The organism is Paraburkholderia sp. 35.1, assembly GCF_050436525.1.
Taxonomy (GTDB): Bacteria; Pseudomonadota; Gammaproteobacteria; order Burkholderiales; family Burkholderiaceae; genus Paraburkholderia; species Paraburkholderia tuberum.
Genome location: NZ_JBNDMJ010000003.1, coordinates 3,259,041 through 3,275,849, shown reverse-complemented (window position 1 = coordinate 3,275,849; position 16,809 = coordinate 3,259,041). Strand labels below are relative to the sequence as shown.

Here is a 16,809-nt window from a genome sequence, read left to right as displayed (position 1 = left end):
AATGTGACGCATGATCCGCTGCATCAGCGTGGGCGTGCGGGACCGCCTGAACATCAATGCGACGCCGCCTGGGCGTTCGCGCCGACGAGTTCGCCGAAGGCCGTCTCGAGACGCGCGAAGCCTGCGGCCATGTCGTCGAGCGGCATGATCAGCGACGGCACGAAGCGCAGCACGTCCGGACCCGCCATCAGCATGATCACGCCGTGCTGGCCGGCCGCGGTGACGAAGTCCTTCGCGCGGCCCCGGAACGTGTCGTTCAGTTCGGCGCCGATCAGGAGACCCTTGCCACGCACTTCGGTAAATAGCCCGAAGCGCTCGTTCAGTTTCGCGAGATGACCCTTCAGCACTTCGCTGCGCGAGCGTACGCCTTCGAGCAGCTTCGGGTCGCTGACGAGTTCGACCACTTTTTCCGCGATCGCCGAGCCGAGCGGATTGCCGCCGTAAGTCGTGCCGTGCACGCCGACCTTGAAGTGCGCGGCGAGCTCTTTGGTGGTCAGCATCGCGCCGATCGGGAAGCCGTTGCCGAGCGCCTTCGCGGTGGTCAGGATGTCCGGCGTCACGCCGGTGTCCTGGTACGCGTAGAAGAAGCCGCTGCGGCCCACACCGGTTTGCACTTCATCGAAAATCAGCAGCGCGTTGTGCTGGTCGCACGCTTCGCGCAGCGCCTTCAGGAACGCCGGATCGGCCGGGATCACGCCGCCCTCGCCCTGGATCGGCTCGACGATCACCGCGCAGGTCTGCGCGCCGATCGCCTTCTTCGCCGCTTCGATGTCGTTGTACGGCAGATGCGTGATGCCGGCCGGCACCGGGCCGAAGCCTTCCGAGTACTTCGGCTGGCCACCGACGCTGACGGTGAACAGCGTGCGGCCGTGGAACGACTGGGCGAACGAAATGATTTCATCTTTCTGCGCGCCGTGACGGTCGAACGCGACCCGGCGCGCGAGCTTCAGCGCGGCCTCGTTCGCCTCGGCGCCCGAATTCGCGAAGAACGCGCGGTCGGCGAACGTGAGGCTTTCGAGGCGCTTCGCGAGGCGCAGCACCGGCTCGTTCGTGTAGCCATTGCCGATGTGCCACAGCTTGCCGCCCTGCTCATGCAATACCTTCAGCAGCTCGGGATGCGCATGACCGAGCGCGGTGACGGCGATGCCGCCGGCGAAGTCGATATAGTCGCGGCCTTGCGTGTCCCACACGCGCGAGCCGAGACCGCGATCCGGTACGAAGGCGGCGGGGGCAAACACCGGCACCATGACTTCGTCGAAGGTCTCGCGTGTCACAGTCAGGTCGTTCATGGCAATTCCTTTTACGGGTGACAGGTAATACAGCTAGTGTAGGAAACCGCGCGCGGCACGTCTTGCGCATACGCGACGCTTTCTATGAGGTTCCGCGCGTCGCGGCTGTCGAGCTTTGCGCTGAACTTGCCGCGGTTTCGCTTTCAGATGGCTTGCATCAATCGAGCTCGGGCCGCTCGATCAGCGCGGCCGGCCGCGGCTCGCTCGCGCCGCCGTGCGCGCCGCTCTGGCGGTCGATCCAGTTGCGGCGATCCTCGCGCGGGGTGACGCCGAAGCGCTCCCGATACGCATTCGAAAAGTGCGCCGCCGACGCAAACCCGCATGCGAGGCTGATCTGCACGACGGATTTGCTGGTGCGCTGCAATTGCGTGCGCGCCTTCGACAGCCGCAGCCCCAGATAGTATTTGGACGGCATCGAGCCGAGATACTGGCGAAACAGGCGCTCGAGCTGCCGCCGCGAGACGCCGACGAAGCCGGCGATTTCATCGGTGGTCAGCGGGTCCTCGATATTGGCTTCCATCAGCAGCAGCGCGTCGTTCAGGCGCGGGTGGCGCTCGCCCGGCGCGGTCACGAACGGAATGCGCTGACGCTCCTCGCCCGCGCGCAGCACGCCTACCCCGAGCGTATCGGCGATGCGCTCCGCGAGTTCGGGCCCGTGCTCGCGGCCGATCATCGCGAGCATGAAGTCGACGGTCGCCTGGCCGCCCGCGCAGGTCGCGCGATCGCGATCGATTTCGAAGATCTGCTGCGTGACGATCGAGCGTTCGAACTGTTCAGAGAACTGCTGATAGGTTTCCCAGTTCACGCTGACGCGATAGCCGGACAACTGCCCCGCCATCGCGAGCCACCACACGCCGTGGTGGATACCGGTGACGAGCGGCGTACGCTGACCGACGCGCGCGAGGCTCGCGAGAAACAGCCGGTAGTCGGCGAACTGCTGGAACCGCTCGCTGACGATGATCAGCCAGTCACACGCGATCGCGTCGCCGAACGCGGCATCGGCCGGCCATTGCGCGCCGCCCGCGAGCGGCACCGCGCGGCCGTCCCACGAACACACCTGCACGCGATACAGCGCACGGCCGTCGATTTCATTGGCGAGACTGAGCGCGTCGACGATCGGCCCGACGCCCGACATCGACACGGGCGGCAGTGCCACGATCACGACCTGGGTCGTGCGAGCCGGGCTGGACGTGCGGGCCATCGGGTGTCCGTAAAAAGCGAGCCGCGCTTTACTTCAGGCTGCCGGACAGGAACTGCTTCAGGCGCTCGCTGCGCGGCGCGCTCAGCACCTCGGCGGGATTGCCCTCTTCCTCGGTGCGGCCCTGGTGCAGGAACATCACATGGTTCGACACATTGCGCGCGAAGCCCATTTCGTGCGTGACGACGATCATCGTGCGGCCTTCCTCGGCGAGCTTCTGCATCACCTTCAGCACTTCGCCGACCAGTTCGGGGTCGAGCGCGGAGGTCGGTTCGTCGAACAGCATCACGTCCGGGTCCATCGCGAGCGCGCGCGCGATCGCGACACGCTGCTGCTGGCCGCCTGACAGATGCGACGGATACTGCTTCTCGAGACGCGGCGCGAGCCCGACCTTCTCCAGATACTCGCGCGCCCGGTCCTCGGCCTCCTTGCGCTTCAGACCGAGCACATGAATCGGCGCTTCGATCACGTTCTCGAGCACGTTCATGTGCGCCCACAGGTTGAAGTGCTGGAACACCATCGCGAGCTTCGTGCGGATGCGCTGCAGCTGCTTGTGATCGGCGACTTCGAGATTGCCGGCGCGATCGGTCTTCGTCTTGACCGCTTCGCCGTCGACGATGATCTGCCCGGCGTTCGGCCGCTCGAGAAAATTGATGCAGCGCAGGAAAGTGCTCTTGCCCGAGCCGCTCGCGCCGATGATGCTGATCACGTCGCCCTTGTTCGCGTTGAGCGACACGCCCTTGAGCACTTCGTTGTCGCCGTAGCTCTTGTGGATGTCCTGTACGGCGAGCTTGCAAGCTTCGGTTTGAGTGGTATGGAGCAAGATGCTCTCCCAGTGAGAATACGGATCGGTCTGGTGCGGACGCCGCCCTGCCGAAGCTCGAGGCGCCCGATGCTATGTCGTCAACGCGCGCTCAGTGCGTGCGCACCGCGAGATGCGCGAGCCAGCGACGCTCGGCGCGCCTGAACAGCGCGACGAGCGCGAACGACACCACGAGATAAATCAGCGCCGCGAGCCCGAACGCGTTGAACGACTGGTAGGTCGCCGAGTTCGCGTCGCGCGCGACCTTCAGGATGTCGGGCACCGTGGCCGTGAACGCGACCGTCGTCGCGTGCAGCATCAGGATCACTTCGTTACTGTACAACGGCAACGCGCGGCGCAGCGCGGACGGTATCACAATGCGCCGGTACATCGTGAACGCGCTCATGCCGTAGGCACGCGCCGCCTCGACTTCGCCGTGCGAGGTCGAGCGGATCGCGCCCGCGAAAATCTCGGTCGTGTACGCGCAGGTGTTCAAGGCGAACGCGAGGATCGCACAGTGAAAGCCGCTGCGAAAGAACGCGTCGAGCAAACTGTGCGAACGCACGAACGCGAGACTGTACACGCCGGTGTAGATCAACAGCAGCTGGACGTAGAGCGGCGTGCCGCGAAATACGTAGGTGTACAGACGTACCGGCGTCGACAGCCAGCGCTTCTTCGACACGCGCGCAACCGCGAGCGGCACGGCGCACACGAAGCCGATCGCGATCGACGCGACCAGCAGCCACAGCGTGACCGCAAGACCCGACAGGCGTTGCCCGTCCCAGAACAGATACGCCTTCCAGAATTGATTGAGGATGTCGATCATGACGCTCAGAGCTCCGCGTGTCGCACGCCGATCGAATAGCGGCGGTTCAGCCAGATCAGCACGAGGTTCGATACGGTGGTGATCGCCAGATAGATCAGCGCGGCGACGAGAATGAAGAAGAACATGTTGAAGGTGCTTTTGCCCGCGTCCTGCGCGGCCTTGACGACGTCGGCGAGACCGATGATCGACACGAGCGCGGTGGCCTTCACGAGCACCTGCCAGTTGTTGCCGATGCCGGGCAGCGCGAAGCGCATCATCTGCGGGAACAGGATGCGCGTGAACACGCGCACGCCGCTCATGCCGTACGCGCTGCCCGCTTCGAGCTGGCCGCGCGGCACCGCGAGAAAGGCGCCGCGAAAAGTCTCGGTGAAATACGCGCCGTAGATGAAACCGAGCGTCAGCACGCCGGCCACGAACGGATCGATGTCGATCTGCTCGATGCGGAACATGTCGGTCAGATCATTGAGCCAGATCTGGATGCTGTAGAACAGCAGCAGCATCAGCACGAGGTCGGGCACCGAGCGGATCAGCGTCGTGTAGCCGGTCGCGATGACCCGCAGGGGCCGGTTGAACGAGAGTTTCGCCGCCGCGCCCGCGAGGCCGAGCAACACAGCGGCCGCCAGCGACAGAACGGACAGCTCGATCGTCTGGAGCGTGCCGGCGAGCAGCACGGGACCAAAGCCGTATAGGAACACGCGTGTCTCCATCCAGGTTCGTTGTATTGGCGCGGATGGCGGCGGCTTCATGGGCTGCTCGCTGCTCCGGCATGGCGCGGAGTCTCGCAAGCTGAAATCAATTTCTCAAATACCGGGCGGGTGGTTTGCTGCGACGCAACATGACACTTCGACGCACGACGGAACCCTCGTAGCGCTTGGTTTCACGGCGGTTATCGTGTTGTCGGGCGCGCCGCGCGCGCCTGGCCGTGCGGCGATTTCGCAAGTTTCGGGTCGCTTTTTCGATAGGCCGCGCCGACGGCGGTGGCACCGCCCGATCGCGTCGCGCCGTTGCATCAGCGCGTTCACGCCGGCTCCGACGCCTGACAGCTCGCGCTCAGTCGAGCCCGAGCCGCGCGCGAATCGCCGGCAGCATCTGCTCGACCGCCTCGCGCCCTTCCTCGATGGCTGGCGCCGCACGATGAAAATCGAAGATGCCCATGCCGCCGAGACGCGGCTGGATCAGGATATCGGCCGGTTCGCCAGCGAGCCGGCTGCGCGTGATACGCACCTGCATGATGTCGATGCTTTGCGCGATCGAGCTCAGCATCGACGGCACCTGCGCGCTTGGCTTCGGCGGCACGCGCACGTCGTCGGTGGCGCTCGCCTCCGCCGGCGCGAGCCAGCGCGGCCATGGCTTGCCGTTGCGGCGCAGCGCGACGGGCGGCGGTGCGGTGGGATCGAGCGCGGGCGTTTGAATGACCGGGCCGCCGAAATCGCGGCCGTTCAGGATGTCGTTGTTCAGATCGATCGCGATCACGCAGTCCGCGCGCATGCCCCGCGCGACCGACACCGGCACCGGATTGCTGAGCCCGCCGTCGACGAGCCACACGCCGTTGTGCCATACCGGCGTGAAGATGCCCGGAATCGCAATGGATGCGCGCACCGAGTCGATCGTGCTGCCGTCCTGCAGCCAGATTTCGCGGCCGGTGTCGAGTTCGGTCGCGACCGCCGCGAACGGCATGTGCAGTTGCGCGATCGAGCGGCCGGCGAATTTGTCGGCGAATAGCTGGATCACCTTGCGCCCGCCAAGCAGGCCGCCCGAGATGCGCAGATCGAGCAGCCGCACCACGGTCTGCCACGTGAGACGCGACACCCACTCCTCGAGCCAGTCGAGATCGCCGTTCGCATAGACCGCCCCGACCAGCGCGCCGATCGACGTGCCGCACACGACGTCGGGCCTGATGCCCGCGTCTTGCAGCGCGCGAATCGCGCCGATATGCGCCCAGCCGCGCGCGGCGCCGCCCCCCAACACCAGCCCGATCCGGCTGTATCGACGTCGACGTATCATGCCTACCCCGCTTTTTCGGCCCGCTTATCCGGCCGTCTTCTGATCGACATTGCCCCCGCCTATCGCCCGCGGATCACGTCCGAGCGTGACGTGGTGTACACCCTCTGGTTCCGGTCGAAGTGAACGTTGAAGATGCCTTCTTCGGTCACGCCGCCCTCGCGCCATTTCCAGCTCCACACGGTTTCCGGCTTCAGCGGAAACACCGCCACCTGTCCAGGCTTGCCAAGCAAGCGCCGCACCTCGTCCTCGGTCATGCCCGAGCGAACCTGCGCGAAGTTGTCCGCGGTCAGCACCTGCGTGATCGCCTGCAGCTTGCCGTCGCGATCGATGTCGACCATGTAGGTGTTCAGGCCTTGCGGGCCGCGCGGATATTCGAAGCGCTTCGAGCCGTCGGTGAAGGTGCGCGTGGTCTCGGGCTTGCCCATCTGCGCGAGGATTTGCGCTTCGGTCGTGACGCCCGGCGTCATGTTCTTGAGCAGCAACGCGTCCGGTTTGACGGCGTTGAAAAAGTCCTTGAGTTTTTGCACGGCTTGATCGCTCTGCTGTTGGTCGCAGCCGGTCAGCGCAAAGCACGCTATCAGTAGCGTGACGCCCAGCGGTTTGAGGCTCACTTCGGTTCCTGTCCGGATGTGTGGGATCTGTCGTCGCGGCGCCTGGCCGGTCTGTAGTGTGTACTACAAGGATAACCGCGCACGGAGAAAACCGCGAGGAACGTGTTGCGCGCAGCGGTAATGGATCGGCTGAGGTCGGCTGAGATGGGCACGCCAAAAGCAAAAAGGCGACGCTGTATACAGCGTCGCCATGTCGGTCGATAGGATCAACCGGAAGTGACGGCGGCTCATTGGCCGCCTTGCGCGAAGCACCGCGGACGACGCGCAGCGGTCTGCTCCAGACGAAGCGATGAGCAACCTTGGCTACTCACCTTGCGCCATCGCCGAATGACAAACCGCTGCCTTTTATGGCCGCCCTGGTCCCTCGAAAAGCCTTCCAGATGCCGCTAATCTAAACGCATCGGAGGCTTTCGACGAGAGCGCGTTTACACCGAATCGGCAGAAGATTCGCGTGGCGCAAGAGGGATGCCGGATGGCCGGCCCCCGGATCGCCGGCCGCCGGATGGCCGGCCCCCGGACGGACGGCCCATCAAATCACACGAAAGCCGTGCGTGCCGTCGCGCGCGAGTTGCGCGACGAGCCCATGCTCCCACTCCAGATACGCGCTCATCGCTTCACGCGCGTTCTCGGTGCCCTCATACGGCCGCTGATAACGATCGATCCGCGGCGACGCCATCCGCGTGCCGCCCGACTCCACCGGCAAGCCCGCGTCGATCCACGCGATCGTGCCGCCGCGCAGCACCTGCACCGGCCGCCCCGTCGCCGCGGCGAGCTCCGGCGCGACGAAGCGCGCGAGCACGTCGCTGCCGCACGTGAGCACATAGCGCTTCGCGTCGGGCAGCGTGCGCAGCGCGTCGGCGAGCTGACTGCGGATCACGAACCACGCGCCCGGAATATGCCGCCTCAGATAGTGCGTGCTGCTCGTGAAATCGAGCACGACGGTTCCCGTCGACTGCAGCAGCGCGGCGAGCTCGGCCGGCGCGATGTCGTCGACGTCGGGCGGCGTGACCGCGTTGCGCGCCAACGGCGCCATGCCCTTCTCGGCGAAATCGGCCGCCGTCAGGCCATCGACCACGTACACCTCTACGTTCATCTGCGCGAGCCACGATGCGGTCATGTTCGCGCGCACACCGTCGCTGTCCGCGAGGATCACGCGCGCGCCGCGCACCGTCACGAACAGGTCGGTTTCCTGCACGAGCTGACCGCCCGGCGCGCTGCGAAAACCGGGAACGTGGCCCGCCTCGTATTCCTCGGGGTTGCGAACGTCGAAGCGATAGACGGTACGCATCGCTTCGTCGGCCCAGCGGCGCGCTTCGTCGCGCGACGTGCGGCGCACGCGCGCCCGGTCGGCAAGCGCGCGCGCGCCGTCTGCCGCGGCGAGACGGGAAGCGTCGTCGACCGCGCCTTCGACACGCCGCGCGCTGCCGTGCGCGAGCGGTTGACCGGCGAGCGTCCAGCCCATCGTGCCGTTGCGCAGCGCGGCCACCGGATTCGGCACGCCCGCGTTGATCAGCGACTGCGCGCCGATGATGCTGCGCGTGCGCCCCGCGCAATTGACGATGATGCGCGTGGCCGGATTCGGCGCGAGCTGCCGGGCGCGCAGCACCAGCTCCGCGCCCGGCACGCTGATGCTGCCGGGGATGTTCATGATCTGAAACTCGTCGAAGCGGCGCGCGTCGAGCACCACGACATCGGCCTCGCGATCGAGCAGCGCCTGCACCTGCTGCGCGGACAGCGACGGCGTATGACGCACGCTTTCGACCAGTTCGCCGAACGCCTTGCTCGGCACGTTGACATCCTTGAACAACTCGCCGCCCGCTTCGCGCCAGCCTTGCAGGCCGCCTTCTAGCAAGGCGACGTTGGTATAGCCGAGTTCGGCGAAGCGCTCGGCCGCACGCCTCGCAAGGCCTTCGCCGGCATCGAACACGACGATCGGCACGGCCGGGCGCGGCAGCCGCAGCGGCGCGTCGAGTTCGAGCCGCGACAGCGGCAGATTGGCGGCGAACAACGGATGACTGCGCGCGTGCGGATCTTCCTCACGCACGTCGACGAGCGCGATCTCCTCGCGGTCGAGCAATGCGTGGGACACGTCTTGGAATGACCGGGTACGAAACTCTTTGACGACATTCATGGGATCGGGAACTCCTTCGCTACATTCCGGATGTCCGGCAACGGGTCGCGTCACCGCACCGATACTTAACCGTACACTCGAATTCCGATCGGCGCACGGTCACTCGCTGGATTGCTTATTCGGGCGCACTGCGAATGCGAAGCACCGCCGCACGAACACGCTACGCACGCGCAATTTCCGCGCCATGGGTCGCGCCTCAGTGCGCCTCATCGGTCCTGCCGACCCTTCGGTCGACAGGGGCATCGCCGCGCCGCCAGCAGAAAAGGCGCCGCTTTGCCACAATGCCCCATCGCGCGAAAGCGCCGCCCATCGCAATCAACAGACAATGATCCCCTTCTCGGTTCTCGATCTTTCGCCGGTCACCGCGGGTGCCACGCCGGCTGACGCGTTCAGGAACACACTGTCACTCGCGCAGCACGCGGAAAAGCTGAACTACAAGCGTTACTGGCTCGCCGAGCATCACAACATGACCGGTATCGCGAGCGCGGCGACCTCGGTCGTGATCGGCTACGTGGCCGGCGGTACGAAGACGATTCGCGTCGGCTCCGGCGGCATCATGCTGCCGAACCATGCGCCGCTCGTGATCGCCGAGCAGTTCGGCACGCTCGCGTCGCTGTATCCGGGGCGGATCGATCTCGGCCTCGGCCGCGCGCCCGGCACCGATCAGACCACCGCTCGCGCGCTGCGCCGCGATCTCCAGGCGAGCGCCGAAACCTTCCCCGACGACGTCGTCGAATTGCAACGGTATTTCGCCGAGCCGGTCGCGGGCCAGCGCATTCGCGCGGTGCCGGGCGCGGGCCTGAACGTGCCGCTGTGGCTGCTCGGTTCGTCGCTGTACAGCGCGCAACTGGCCGCGGCGCTCGGGCTGCCGTTCGCGTTCGCGTCGCACTTCGCGCCCGATTACATGATGACCGCGTTGCAGGTGTATCGCACGCAGTTCCGGCCGTCCGCGACGCTGGCGAAGCCCTATGCGATGGTCGGCGTCAATCTGTTCGCCGCCGACACGAACGACGAAGCCGCACGGCTGTTCACGTCGCTGCAGCAGCAGTTCATCAATCTGCGGCGCGGCACGCCGGGACAATTGCAGCCGCCGGTCGAGCGGCTCGACGCGTCGGAGATGGAGTTGAACAACGTCGCGCGTGCGCTCGCCTGCACGGTGCTCGGCGATCGCGACGCAATCCGCGAAGGTCTGCAATCGATCATCGAGCAGACCGGCGCGAACGAGTTGATGCTGACCGCGCAGATTTACGATCACGCCGCGCGGCTGCGGTCGTTCGAGATCGGCGCCGAGGTGCGCGATGAAATGATGGCGGCCAGATAAGCGGTTCGCGAACCGATCGGCGGACACGGCGACGCACGAAAAAAGGGCGGCTCATGGCAAGCCGTCCTTGTCTTTGCACTGACTTGGGGCCGGTCGTGTGAGAAGCCGGTCCGATGCCTTCGGGGTCTAGAAGGCGCTTTTTATAACGCCCCCGTCGGCCCGCAACGCGGCTCCCGTCGTGGCCGACGAAAGCGGACTGGCGATATAGGCCACGAGCGACGCGATTTCCTGCGGCGAACCAAATCGCTTGATGAGCGAGGTGGGACGGACCTTCTCGAAGAACTCTGTTTCGAACGCTTCAAACGATTTGCCGTCGGCCTTGGCAAGGGTCTCCACGAATTCACCCACTCCCCGCGATTTCGTCGGCCCCGGCAGCACGCTATTGACTGTAATGCCCGTGCCGGCAACGGCTTCGGCGAGCCCCCGCGAGACCGCCAGCTGCGCGGTTTTCGTCATCCCGTAGTGGATCATTTCAGCTGGAATCTGCACTGCGCTTTCGCTCGAAATGAAAATGATGCGCCCCCAGTTGGCCTGCCTCATCGCAGGCAAAAACAGGCGAGCGAGGCGTACCCCACTCAAGACATTGACGTCGAAGAACCGCTGCCAGTCCGCATCGGGGATCTCTTCAAACGGCTTGGGCTCGAAGATGCCCAGGTTGTTGACCAGAATTTCCACGTCCGGATAGCGTCGCGCGAGCTCTTCTGCTGAAGCGGCGGTACTGAGATCGCCCGCAAATCCCTGCACGTCGCTGCCCGTCTGCGCTTTCAGCTGCGCGACCACGTCGTCCACAGATGACTGGGCGCGGCCGTTCACGATCACACGAGCGCCCTCCTGCGCCAACGTGCTGGCGATAGCGAAACCGATGCCGGCTGTGCTGCCGCTCACCAGTGCGAGCTTGCCTGTCAGATTCAGGTCCATGAGTGGTTTCCTTTCAATGGATGAATTAAAAATGGCGACATCGGGTCTTGAACGTCGGATGCCGCCAGGAGGTTCACGTACATGTAATCGATGCGCCACCATCGACCAGTGAGGCGGTTCGGTCAAGAACGCCTGCGATTCGTTGCTGTTGTAGGAGAAGGAAAACAAGGCCATGTCAGCGATTTTCCAACTTCGTTTGGGCTAAGTGATGGTGGCGCCCAAACTCGCATCATCGCGATTCACCGGGGGATGCGCTCCGCGCAGGTCACGCCCGGATGGCATGACATGTGCGTTGTGTGCTGCAAGCAGCCGGCCGCTTAAATGTTTGTACAACCCTCTTGTTCAAGGAGACACATCATGAACACGCTGAGCATCGACGACATCCAGAACGCTGCAGAACTTGATCACCAGGAGATGACCAGAATTCAAGGCGGCCGGATGAAACTACCCGGCCAGCATATCGGCTCGATCCTCACGTCCGCTGATGGCGACCCTGTCGGCGTCTATGTCGACGGCGTGCTGCAAAACTCGGTCACCGACGGCTTCTACCACGGCTGACAGCAAAGGAGGCGCGCAGCCCTGCGCGCCTGATGCCGTCGGTGTGGCAGCCTACCTGTCGTGAAGCTGGCTCACCAGGTAATCGATGAGCGCACGTGCTCGAGACGGTAAAAAACGGCTCGACGGATAAAGCAGCCAGACCGGTCCCATATATGTACGCGCCTCGAACTCCCAGTCGGTCAGCACCCGGACAATGTCGCCCCTCGAAATCGCCTGCGCAGCAGCAAAATCGGGCAAGCTCGCAATGCCCAGCCCATGCAGCGCAGCATCCAATCGCGCGCCCGCATCATTGGCGATGTATCGCCCCTTCACCTCGACCGACTGTGTCTCAGAGTCGCGGCGGAAATGCCATCGATTGTCGTCGACCGTCTCCCCTAGATACATGCATGCATGCCGAGCAAGGTCATGCGGCTCGGCCGGTGTCCCCCGTTCCGCGAGATAGGCAGGTGACGCGCATAGAACCCATTTGACCGCTCCAAGTCGCCGGGCAGCAAGCCCTGGCGGAGGCGAACGCGTGAGTCGGATCACCATATCGACATCGTCACGTAGCGGATCGACTTCGTGGTCGGCGAAGACCAGATGGACATCCACGTCGGGCCACATGCGCAGAAATTCGGGAACAAGCGGATGGATGACAGATCTCGCAAATGAAATCGGCGCACTGATGCTGACCTTGCCTCGCGGATCACCCGTCACTTGTCCAGCGACGTCGACGGCACCCGACGCTGCGCCGACCATATCCCGGCAATACCGGTAGATCTGCGCGCCTGAATCCGTCAAACGGATGCTACGGGTCGAGCGCTCAAGCAACCGCGTGCCAAGCGAATCCTCAAGGCGCTTGATCTGCCGACTGACAGTCGACGGTGTACTGCCCAGTTGCCGCGCGGCAATGGAGAAGTTGCCGGCGTCGACGACCCTCGCAAACGTCGCCATGTCGGGTAGCAACGCAAAGAGTTCATTGGGATTCATCGCGACCCTCGCACGCGCACCAGTCATTTGTGCATCTCAAACATAAAAGATGTTCCACTGAGCCTGATTATATTTATCAATGCAATACCTGACAATTTGGGCCGTTCGAATGAAAACAGAAGGTCCGTCATGTCGAAGCAAAAGAGCGCGTTGTGGATATCGGACCTCATGCTGCTTGCGGTCGCGATGGTGTGGGGCACCAGTTATGGGGTCGTGAAAGGCGCGCTCGCGATCTATCCCGTGCTCGGTCTGCTGGCGTTGCGCTTCGGGCTGACGTTCCTCGTGTTGTCGCCGGCGTTGCGCTCGCTCCGACACGTCAAAGCGTCCGCGTTGCTGGGTGCGCTCGGCTCCAGTGCAATCCTGCTCGGCATCTTTTTGGCCGAGACTTTCGGGATAGCGCACACACGCGCGTCGAATGCGGCGTTCCTTATCAGTCTGTGTGTCGCGCTTACGCCGCTGGTCGAATGGGTGTTGCTACGACGAAAGCCGTCGAGTGGAGAATGGATCGCCGTGGGCCTGTCGCTGACGGGCGCCGCGTTCGTGAGCGCAGGCGCGATCATTCCGACCGCGGGCGACGCGCTGATTCTTCTTGCGGCGTTACTGCGTGCGCTGATGGTGTGCGTGACCAAGCGTGTGATGCGCGAATCGGAACTTGCTCCGCTGTCGGTGACGGCGGTCCAGGCAGGCGTCGTTGCATTGGGCAGTGTCCTGGCGGCGTTCGTGCTGCCGTCACAACATTGGGATGCGCTGCCGTCGCTCAGTGGGCACGGTGACTTCTGGGCGAGCATCGCTTACCTCGTGCTCGCCTGTACGTTGTTCGCTTTCTTCGCACAGAACTTTGCCGTCAAGCGCAGCAACCCAACGCGCGTCGCTTTGCTGATGGGAAGCGAGCCCGCGTTCGGCGCGCTATTCGCATACGTATGGCTCGGTGAGCATCTTTCTGGCTGGGCATGGTTTGGCGGAGGTCTGATGGTACTTGCATCGGTGCTGGCGGCGGTTCCGTTTAAAAGGGACGCCAACGCGGCGCTTGAAATGCATCCCGCCACTGCGGTCGACGGTTAGCCTGTCTTCAGGTCGCAAGCGGCTCCTGGCCGACTACAGCCTGTCCGCAAGCGTCCTCCGTGGAAATCCGCGAAGAGCTATAAAGTAGCTACCAGGACGTTTCGCCTGGCGGTGAACGACGCAGGACTACGGTAGCGGGACAGAAAGCCGTTTGAACGCTCAACGATTGGTCGGCACCGCCGCGAGTCCATCGAGCAGTGCCTGATGAAACGCTTCCGGGTCCTGCATCTGCGGCGCGTGACCGAGCCCCGCGAACTCGACCAGCGTCGCATGGGGAATCGCCTTCGCGGCCGCGCGGCCCAATTCGGGGTAATGGCCGAGCTTCGCGCGCACCTCGGGCGGCGAGGCGTCCTTGCCGATCGCCGTCGTGTCCTTCTGGCCGATCAGCAGGAGCGTCGGCATGCTGAGCTGGCCCAGCTCATAAAATATGGCTCACTGCCCGGTGACTTGCCAGGTCAGGACGGGGTGCGTGGCCCCGGGCGGCATCGTCCAGGCGCCACTCGGACCGAAGTCCCAGCCGACAAAACTCGCCGGGGCGCTCATCTGGGCGGTAGTGAGCCCGTTCGATGCTGGCAGGTTGCCGCCACTCGACGACTGTCCCGTTGTCTGTACGTTCCAGTAGACATCGTTGCCGAGACCACCGCAACTGGCGCAGACACCGCCTACCAGCCCCGATACCGACCCCACGGGACCCGACACAAAGGACTGTGTGATCGTTCCGCCGTTGTACGCGACGAGTCCTCCCGCTGGGCCGTGCGAGCTGATTCCGGAGACTCGGCTGATGGAGTATGACTCGGTGATCGTACCTTCGTTAAGGATAACCAGCCCAGCGACAGAACCGTCGGCCGTAACCGTCGCGCTGCTGCCCGAGCGCGCGATCAGCCCGTAGTTAGTGGCGACAAGCCCGGCGAATGAGTCGCCTGCATCACTGGACTGTGAGGTAATGGCCCCGGATGTAAAGACGTTGGCCACCGTGCCGTGATTGCTGGTGGCCAATATTGCGGTCCCGTCAAAAAAGAAAACCGTTGTGCCGACCTTCGAGTTGACGTTCACGTCGCGCACGACACCCTTCGCCCCAATATCGTTAAAAACCGCGTCGAAACGCGGAGAGATGTTGGAAATCGTATGCCACATACCGTCGAACTGACCCGTGAACGGCGTGGCGGAAGAGTAACCGAGCGTTGTGAACGCGGAATTGCTAGCATCGATGTCCTTGCCGAGTGCGTAGTTGCCGGCAAGATCGTTCTCGATGCTCTGCAGGTCCGTGACCGAATTGACGAGTTTATAGCCGGTTATCTGCGTCACGAGCCCGCTGTAGAGCGGCGCGCTCCAGGCCGCATTGCCGACAAGCGTGCCGGGGCTGTAACTGCCGTTCATATCGTAGAACGCGCTGACGATGCCCGTACTTTTCGACCAGTCGATGGTGCCATTGTTGATGACGCTGCCGCCGTTATCGATGCCCGAAGCGTCGGAGCGCAAGGCCAGATTGCCCGCACCATTGTTCGCTATCGTCGTGCCCGTCGTCACTGAGACGTTGTGGTACGCGGCAAGCGTGAACGAAGCCGGACCGCTCCAGTTCAGGCTCGAAGCAATGCCCAGGTCGCCCGTTGCGCCGTTCGCGCCTGTGGTCGTGATATCGATCGACGTGCCCGCGTTCAGGCTGCGCTGCAACGCGCGCGCGGCGGCATCATCGATCGTGAAAGCCGGCGTCAAAAGGTTCCATTGGCCCGCGTGAACGGCTGCATGCTTGCCAAAGGCCAGTTGTGCCGCTTGCGTGTCGACCGTTCCGCCGCTGCCATCCGCGTTGCTCGCGGAGATCTTGCCGAGTTGACTGACACGGCCGCCATCGGCGACGAGCCAGACGTGGCCATCACGATTCGCGGTACCCGTCGCTCGGATGCGCGTGCCGCCGCCAGCGAGCGCGTAGACATTGCCGTCGGCGGCTTGCAGGCTGACCTGCGCGGCCTTTATGTGCCCTCTATTGACCACGGTGCCCTGACTGCCCATCTGCACGAATACCTGTCTGCTGCTGCCCGAGTCCTGTAACAACACCTGTTCGCCTGCAGCCAGTTCGGCCGTACCGTTGGGCGCTGTGATAGTGCCCGCGTTGATCACGGCGTGTCGCGCAATCAGGAACACATCGCCGCTGCTCGAACTGACCTTGCCGAGGTTGATCACGCTTGCGTCCCGGTCGCCCGACAGCGTGAGGGAACCACCGCCCTGCATGAACGCGTCGTTGCAGACATCGAGCGTTGACGCGACGAAACGGCCTCCCGTGCTGATCACGCCCGATGGCCCCACGACGATGCCTTGCGGATTGATCACATACAGACTCCCCGTTGCACTGAGCCTGCCGAAGATGGCGGACGGCGAGCCGCCCGTCACGCGGTTCAGCGTCGCGCCCGAGCCGTTGTCGAACGTCACGCTGTTGTTCCTGCCGATCGAAAAACCGTTCCACTCGATCACGCCGCGCGTCGAACCCGGTTGCGTGATCACGAGGCCGTTGGCCTGGCTTGCTATCGCGCCCGTGCCGGCCACGTAAGTGCCGCCTTGTGGAAGGGTGCCCGCCGCGAGCGTCGCATGGGCAAAGCACAGACCGGTGAGCGAACTGCCGATGACGAGCCACATGCGTGCGTTTGACTGCCGACGATGCAGTGCGCGTCGCGTGCGCCGAGGTAGTTTTGGACGTGACATACCCCCCCTTTCCGCGTGGGGCGCGGAATGGCTGCCGACGACCAGCAGAGCCGACCGGAAACGCGATAGTCGCAGCGTCTGAAGAATAGCCGCTCGCGTCGCCGACGCATGCCGATATCTCTGCGTTTTGCGCCTTCTTCGCCTTTTATTCTGTGCGCTTGTGGCCGCCTGGCGTGTACCGGCATCTGCAGATGCTTTTACGAAATCAACGCGAAACTGCGCCACGACGCGACTGGGTTCTGCCAGTCGCCTGTGACACGTGCTGTGGACAGCCTATGGCGATGGACGATACCGGCGCTCGTGTCCCAAAGGCCAAGGACCGTTTGCAATGCGGAGCCGACGTCTGAACGTCTGTCTAACGGGAGGGGCGAATGACGCTTGATGGCCGGTACTGACCGTGCTCCAGGTGATTCTGCGGGCGTATCT

The 16,809-nt window shown here is 64.1% G+C and carries 14 protein-coding genes and 1 pseudogene; 3 read left to right on the top strand and 12 right to left on the bottom strand.

Annotated features, from left to right (window positions below; all coding sequences use genetic code 11):
* Positions 1-53 precede the first annotated feature (53 nt).
* The 8 genes from OKW27_RS35415 to OKW27_RS35380 all read right to left on the bottom strand — a co-directional run bounded on the left by OKW27_RS35415 (position 54) and on the right by OKW27_RS35380 (position 8,861).
* On the bottom strand, positions 54-1,289 hold the full coding sequence (locus tag OKW27_RS35415) for an aspartate aminotransferase family protein (protein ID WP_429336191.1): 1,236 nt from the start codon (positions 1,287-1,289) through the stop codon (positions 54-56).
* A gap of 157 nt (positions 1,290-1,446) precedes the next feature.
* On the bottom strand, positions 1,447-2,490 hold the full coding sequence (locus OKW27_RS35410; RefSeq protein WP_429336190.1) for a GlxA family transcriptional regulator: 1,044 nt from the start codon (positions 2,488-2,490) through the stop codon (positions 1,447-1,449).
* 28 nt (positions 2,491-2,518) lie between these two features.
* A complete protein-coding gene (locus OKW27_RS35405; RefSeq protein WP_090803998.1) occupies positions 2,519-3,310 on the bottom strand; it encodes an ABC transporter ATP-binding protein in 792 nt (263 codons plus the stop codon).
* A gap of 91 nt (positions 3,311-3,401) precedes the next feature.
* Positions 3,402-4,115, bottom strand: coding sequence for an ABC transporter permease (locus OKW27_RS35400; protein WP_184044231.1), 714 nt, complete (start codon positions 4,113-4,115; stop codon positions 3,402-3,404).
* Between the two features lie 5 nt (positions 4,116-4,120).
* A complete protein-coding gene (locus OKW27_RS35395; RefSeq protein WP_429336627.1) occupies positions 4,121-4,810 on the bottom strand; it encodes an ABC transporter permease in 690 nt (229 codons plus the stop codon).
* A 355-nt stretch (positions 4,811-5,165) separates the two neighbouring features.
* Positions 5,166-6,119 (bottom strand): patatin-like phospholipase family protein, encoded by a 954-nt coding sequence (locus tag OKW27_RS35390; RefSeq protein WP_090803995.1) that lies wholly within the window; start codon positions 6,117-6,119, stop codon positions 5,166-5,168.
* Positions 6,120-6,178: 59 nt separating this feature from the next.
* Positions 6,179-6,730, bottom strand: a complete 552-nt coding sequence (bamE, locus tag OKW27_RS35385; protein ID WP_090803993.1) for an outer membrane protein assembly factor BamE domain-containing protein — start codon at positions 6,728-6,730, stop codon at positions 6,179-6,181.
* A 529-nt stretch (positions 6,731-7,259) separates the two neighbouring features.
* Positions 7,260-8,861, bottom strand: a complete 1,602-nt coding sequence (locus OKW27_RS35380; protein ID WP_090803992.1) for a rhodanese-related sulfurtransferase — start codon at positions 8,859-8,861, stop codon at positions 7,260-7,262.
* Between the two features lie 325 nt (positions 8,862-9,186).
* Between OKW27_RS35380 and OKW27_RS35375 the strand changes: the two genes are divergently transcribed.
* The gene (locus OKW27_RS35375) at positions 9,187-10,182 is read left to right on the top strand and encodes an LLM class flavin-dependent oxidoreductase (RefSeq protein WP_090805675.1); all 996 of its coding nucleotides are present in this window, start codon (positions 9,187-9,189) and stop codon (positions 10,180-10,182) included.
* Positions 10,183-10,308: 126 nt separating this feature from the next.
* Here the strand turns inward: OKW27_RS35375 and OKW27_RS35370 are convergent, their stop codons facing one another.
* Positions 10,309-11,100, bottom strand: coding sequence for an SDR family NAD(P)-dependent oxidoreductase (locus OKW27_RS35370; RefSeq protein ID WP_429292650.1), 792 nt, complete (start codon positions 11,098-11,100; stop codon positions 10,309-10,311).
* A gap of 357 nt (positions 11,101-11,457) precedes the next feature.
* Between OKW27_RS35370 and OKW27_RS35365 the strand changes: the two genes are divergently transcribed.
* A complete protein-coding gene (locus OKW27_RS35365; protein ID WP_429336189.1) occupies positions 11,458-11,658 on the top strand; it encodes a hypothetical protein in 201 nt (66 codons plus the stop codon).
* Positions 11,659-11,709: 51 nt separating this feature from the next.
* Here the strand turns inward: OKW27_RS35365 and OKW27_RS35360 are convergent, their stop codons facing one another.
* Entirely contained in the window at positions 11,710-12,627 is a 918-nt protein-coding gene (locus tag OKW27_RS35360; RefSeq protein ID WP_187618859.1) for a LysR family transcriptional regulator, read from the bottom strand.
* Between the two features lie 129 nt (positions 12,628-12,756).
* Between OKW27_RS35360 and OKW27_RS35355 the strand changes: the two genes are divergently transcribed.
* A complete protein-coding gene (locus tag OKW27_RS35355) occupies positions 12,757-13,689 on the top strand; it encodes a DMT family transporter (RefSeq protein WP_429336188.1) in 933 nt (310 codons plus the stop codon).
* Between the two features lie 159 nt (positions 13,690-13,848).
* On the opposite strand, the pseudogene OKW27_RS35350 reads toward OKW27_RS35355, so the two are convergent.
* Positions 13,849-14,118 (bottom strand): annotated as a pseudogene (locus tag OKW27_RS35350) (alpha/beta fold hydrolase); the annotation flags it as partial.
* Between the two features lie 3 nt (positions 14,119-14,121).
* Entirely contained in the window at positions 14,122-16,383 is a 2,262-nt protein-coding gene (locus tag OKW27_RS35345) for a filamentous hemagglutinin N-terminal domain-containing protein (protein ID WP_429336187.1), read from the bottom strand.
* Positions 16,384-16,809 lie beyond the last annotated feature (426 nt).

Excerpts from the sequence above, each read along its gene's own strand:
- OKW27_RS35355 (WP_429336188.1), top strand. The coding sequence starts at position 12,757 with ATGTCGAAGCAAAAGAGCGCGTTGTGGATATCGGACCTCATGCTGCTT.
- OKW27_RS35360 (WP_187618859.1), bottom strand. The coding sequence starts at position 12,627 with ATGAATCCCAATGAACTCTTTGCGTTGCTACCCGACATGGCGACGTTT.
- OKW27_RS35380 (WP_090803992.1), bottom strand. The coding sequence starts at position 8,861 with ATGAATGTCGTCAAAGAGTTTCGTACCCGGTCATTCCAAGACGTGTCC.
- OKW27_RS35370 (WP_429292650.1), bottom strand. The coding sequence starts at position 11,100 with ATGGACCTGAATCTGACAGGCAAGCTCGCACTGGTGAGCGGCAGCACA.
- OKW27_RS35375 (WP_090805675.1), top strand. The coding sequence starts at position 9,187 with ATGATCCCCTTCTCGGTTCTCGATCTTTCGCCGGTCACCGCGGGTGCC.
- OKW27_RS35410 (WP_429336190.1), bottom strand. The coding sequence starts at position 2,490 with ATGGCCCGCACGTCCAGCCCGGCTCGCACGACCCAGGTCGTGATCGTG.
- OKW27_RS35365 (WP_429336189.1), top strand. The coding sequence starts at position 11,458 with ATGAACACGCTGAGCATCGACGACATCCAGAACGCTGCAGAACTTGAT.
- OKW27_RS35415 (WP_429336191.1), bottom strand. The coding sequence starts at position 1,289 with ATGAACGACCTGACTGTGACACGCGAGACCTTCGACGAAGTCATGGTG.
- OKW27_RS35345 (WP_429336187.1), bottom strand. The coding sequence starts at position 16,383 with ATGTCACGTCCAAAACTACCTCGGCGCACGCGACGCGCACTGCATCGT.
- OKW27_RS35390 (WP_090803995.1), bottom strand. The coding sequence starts at position 6,119 with ATGATACGTCGACGTCGATACAGCCGGATCGGGCTGGTGTTGGGGGGC.
- OKW27_RS35400 (WP_184044231.1), bottom strand. The coding sequence starts at position 4,115 with ATGATCGACATCCTCAATCAATTCTGGAAGGCGTATCTGTTCTGGGAC.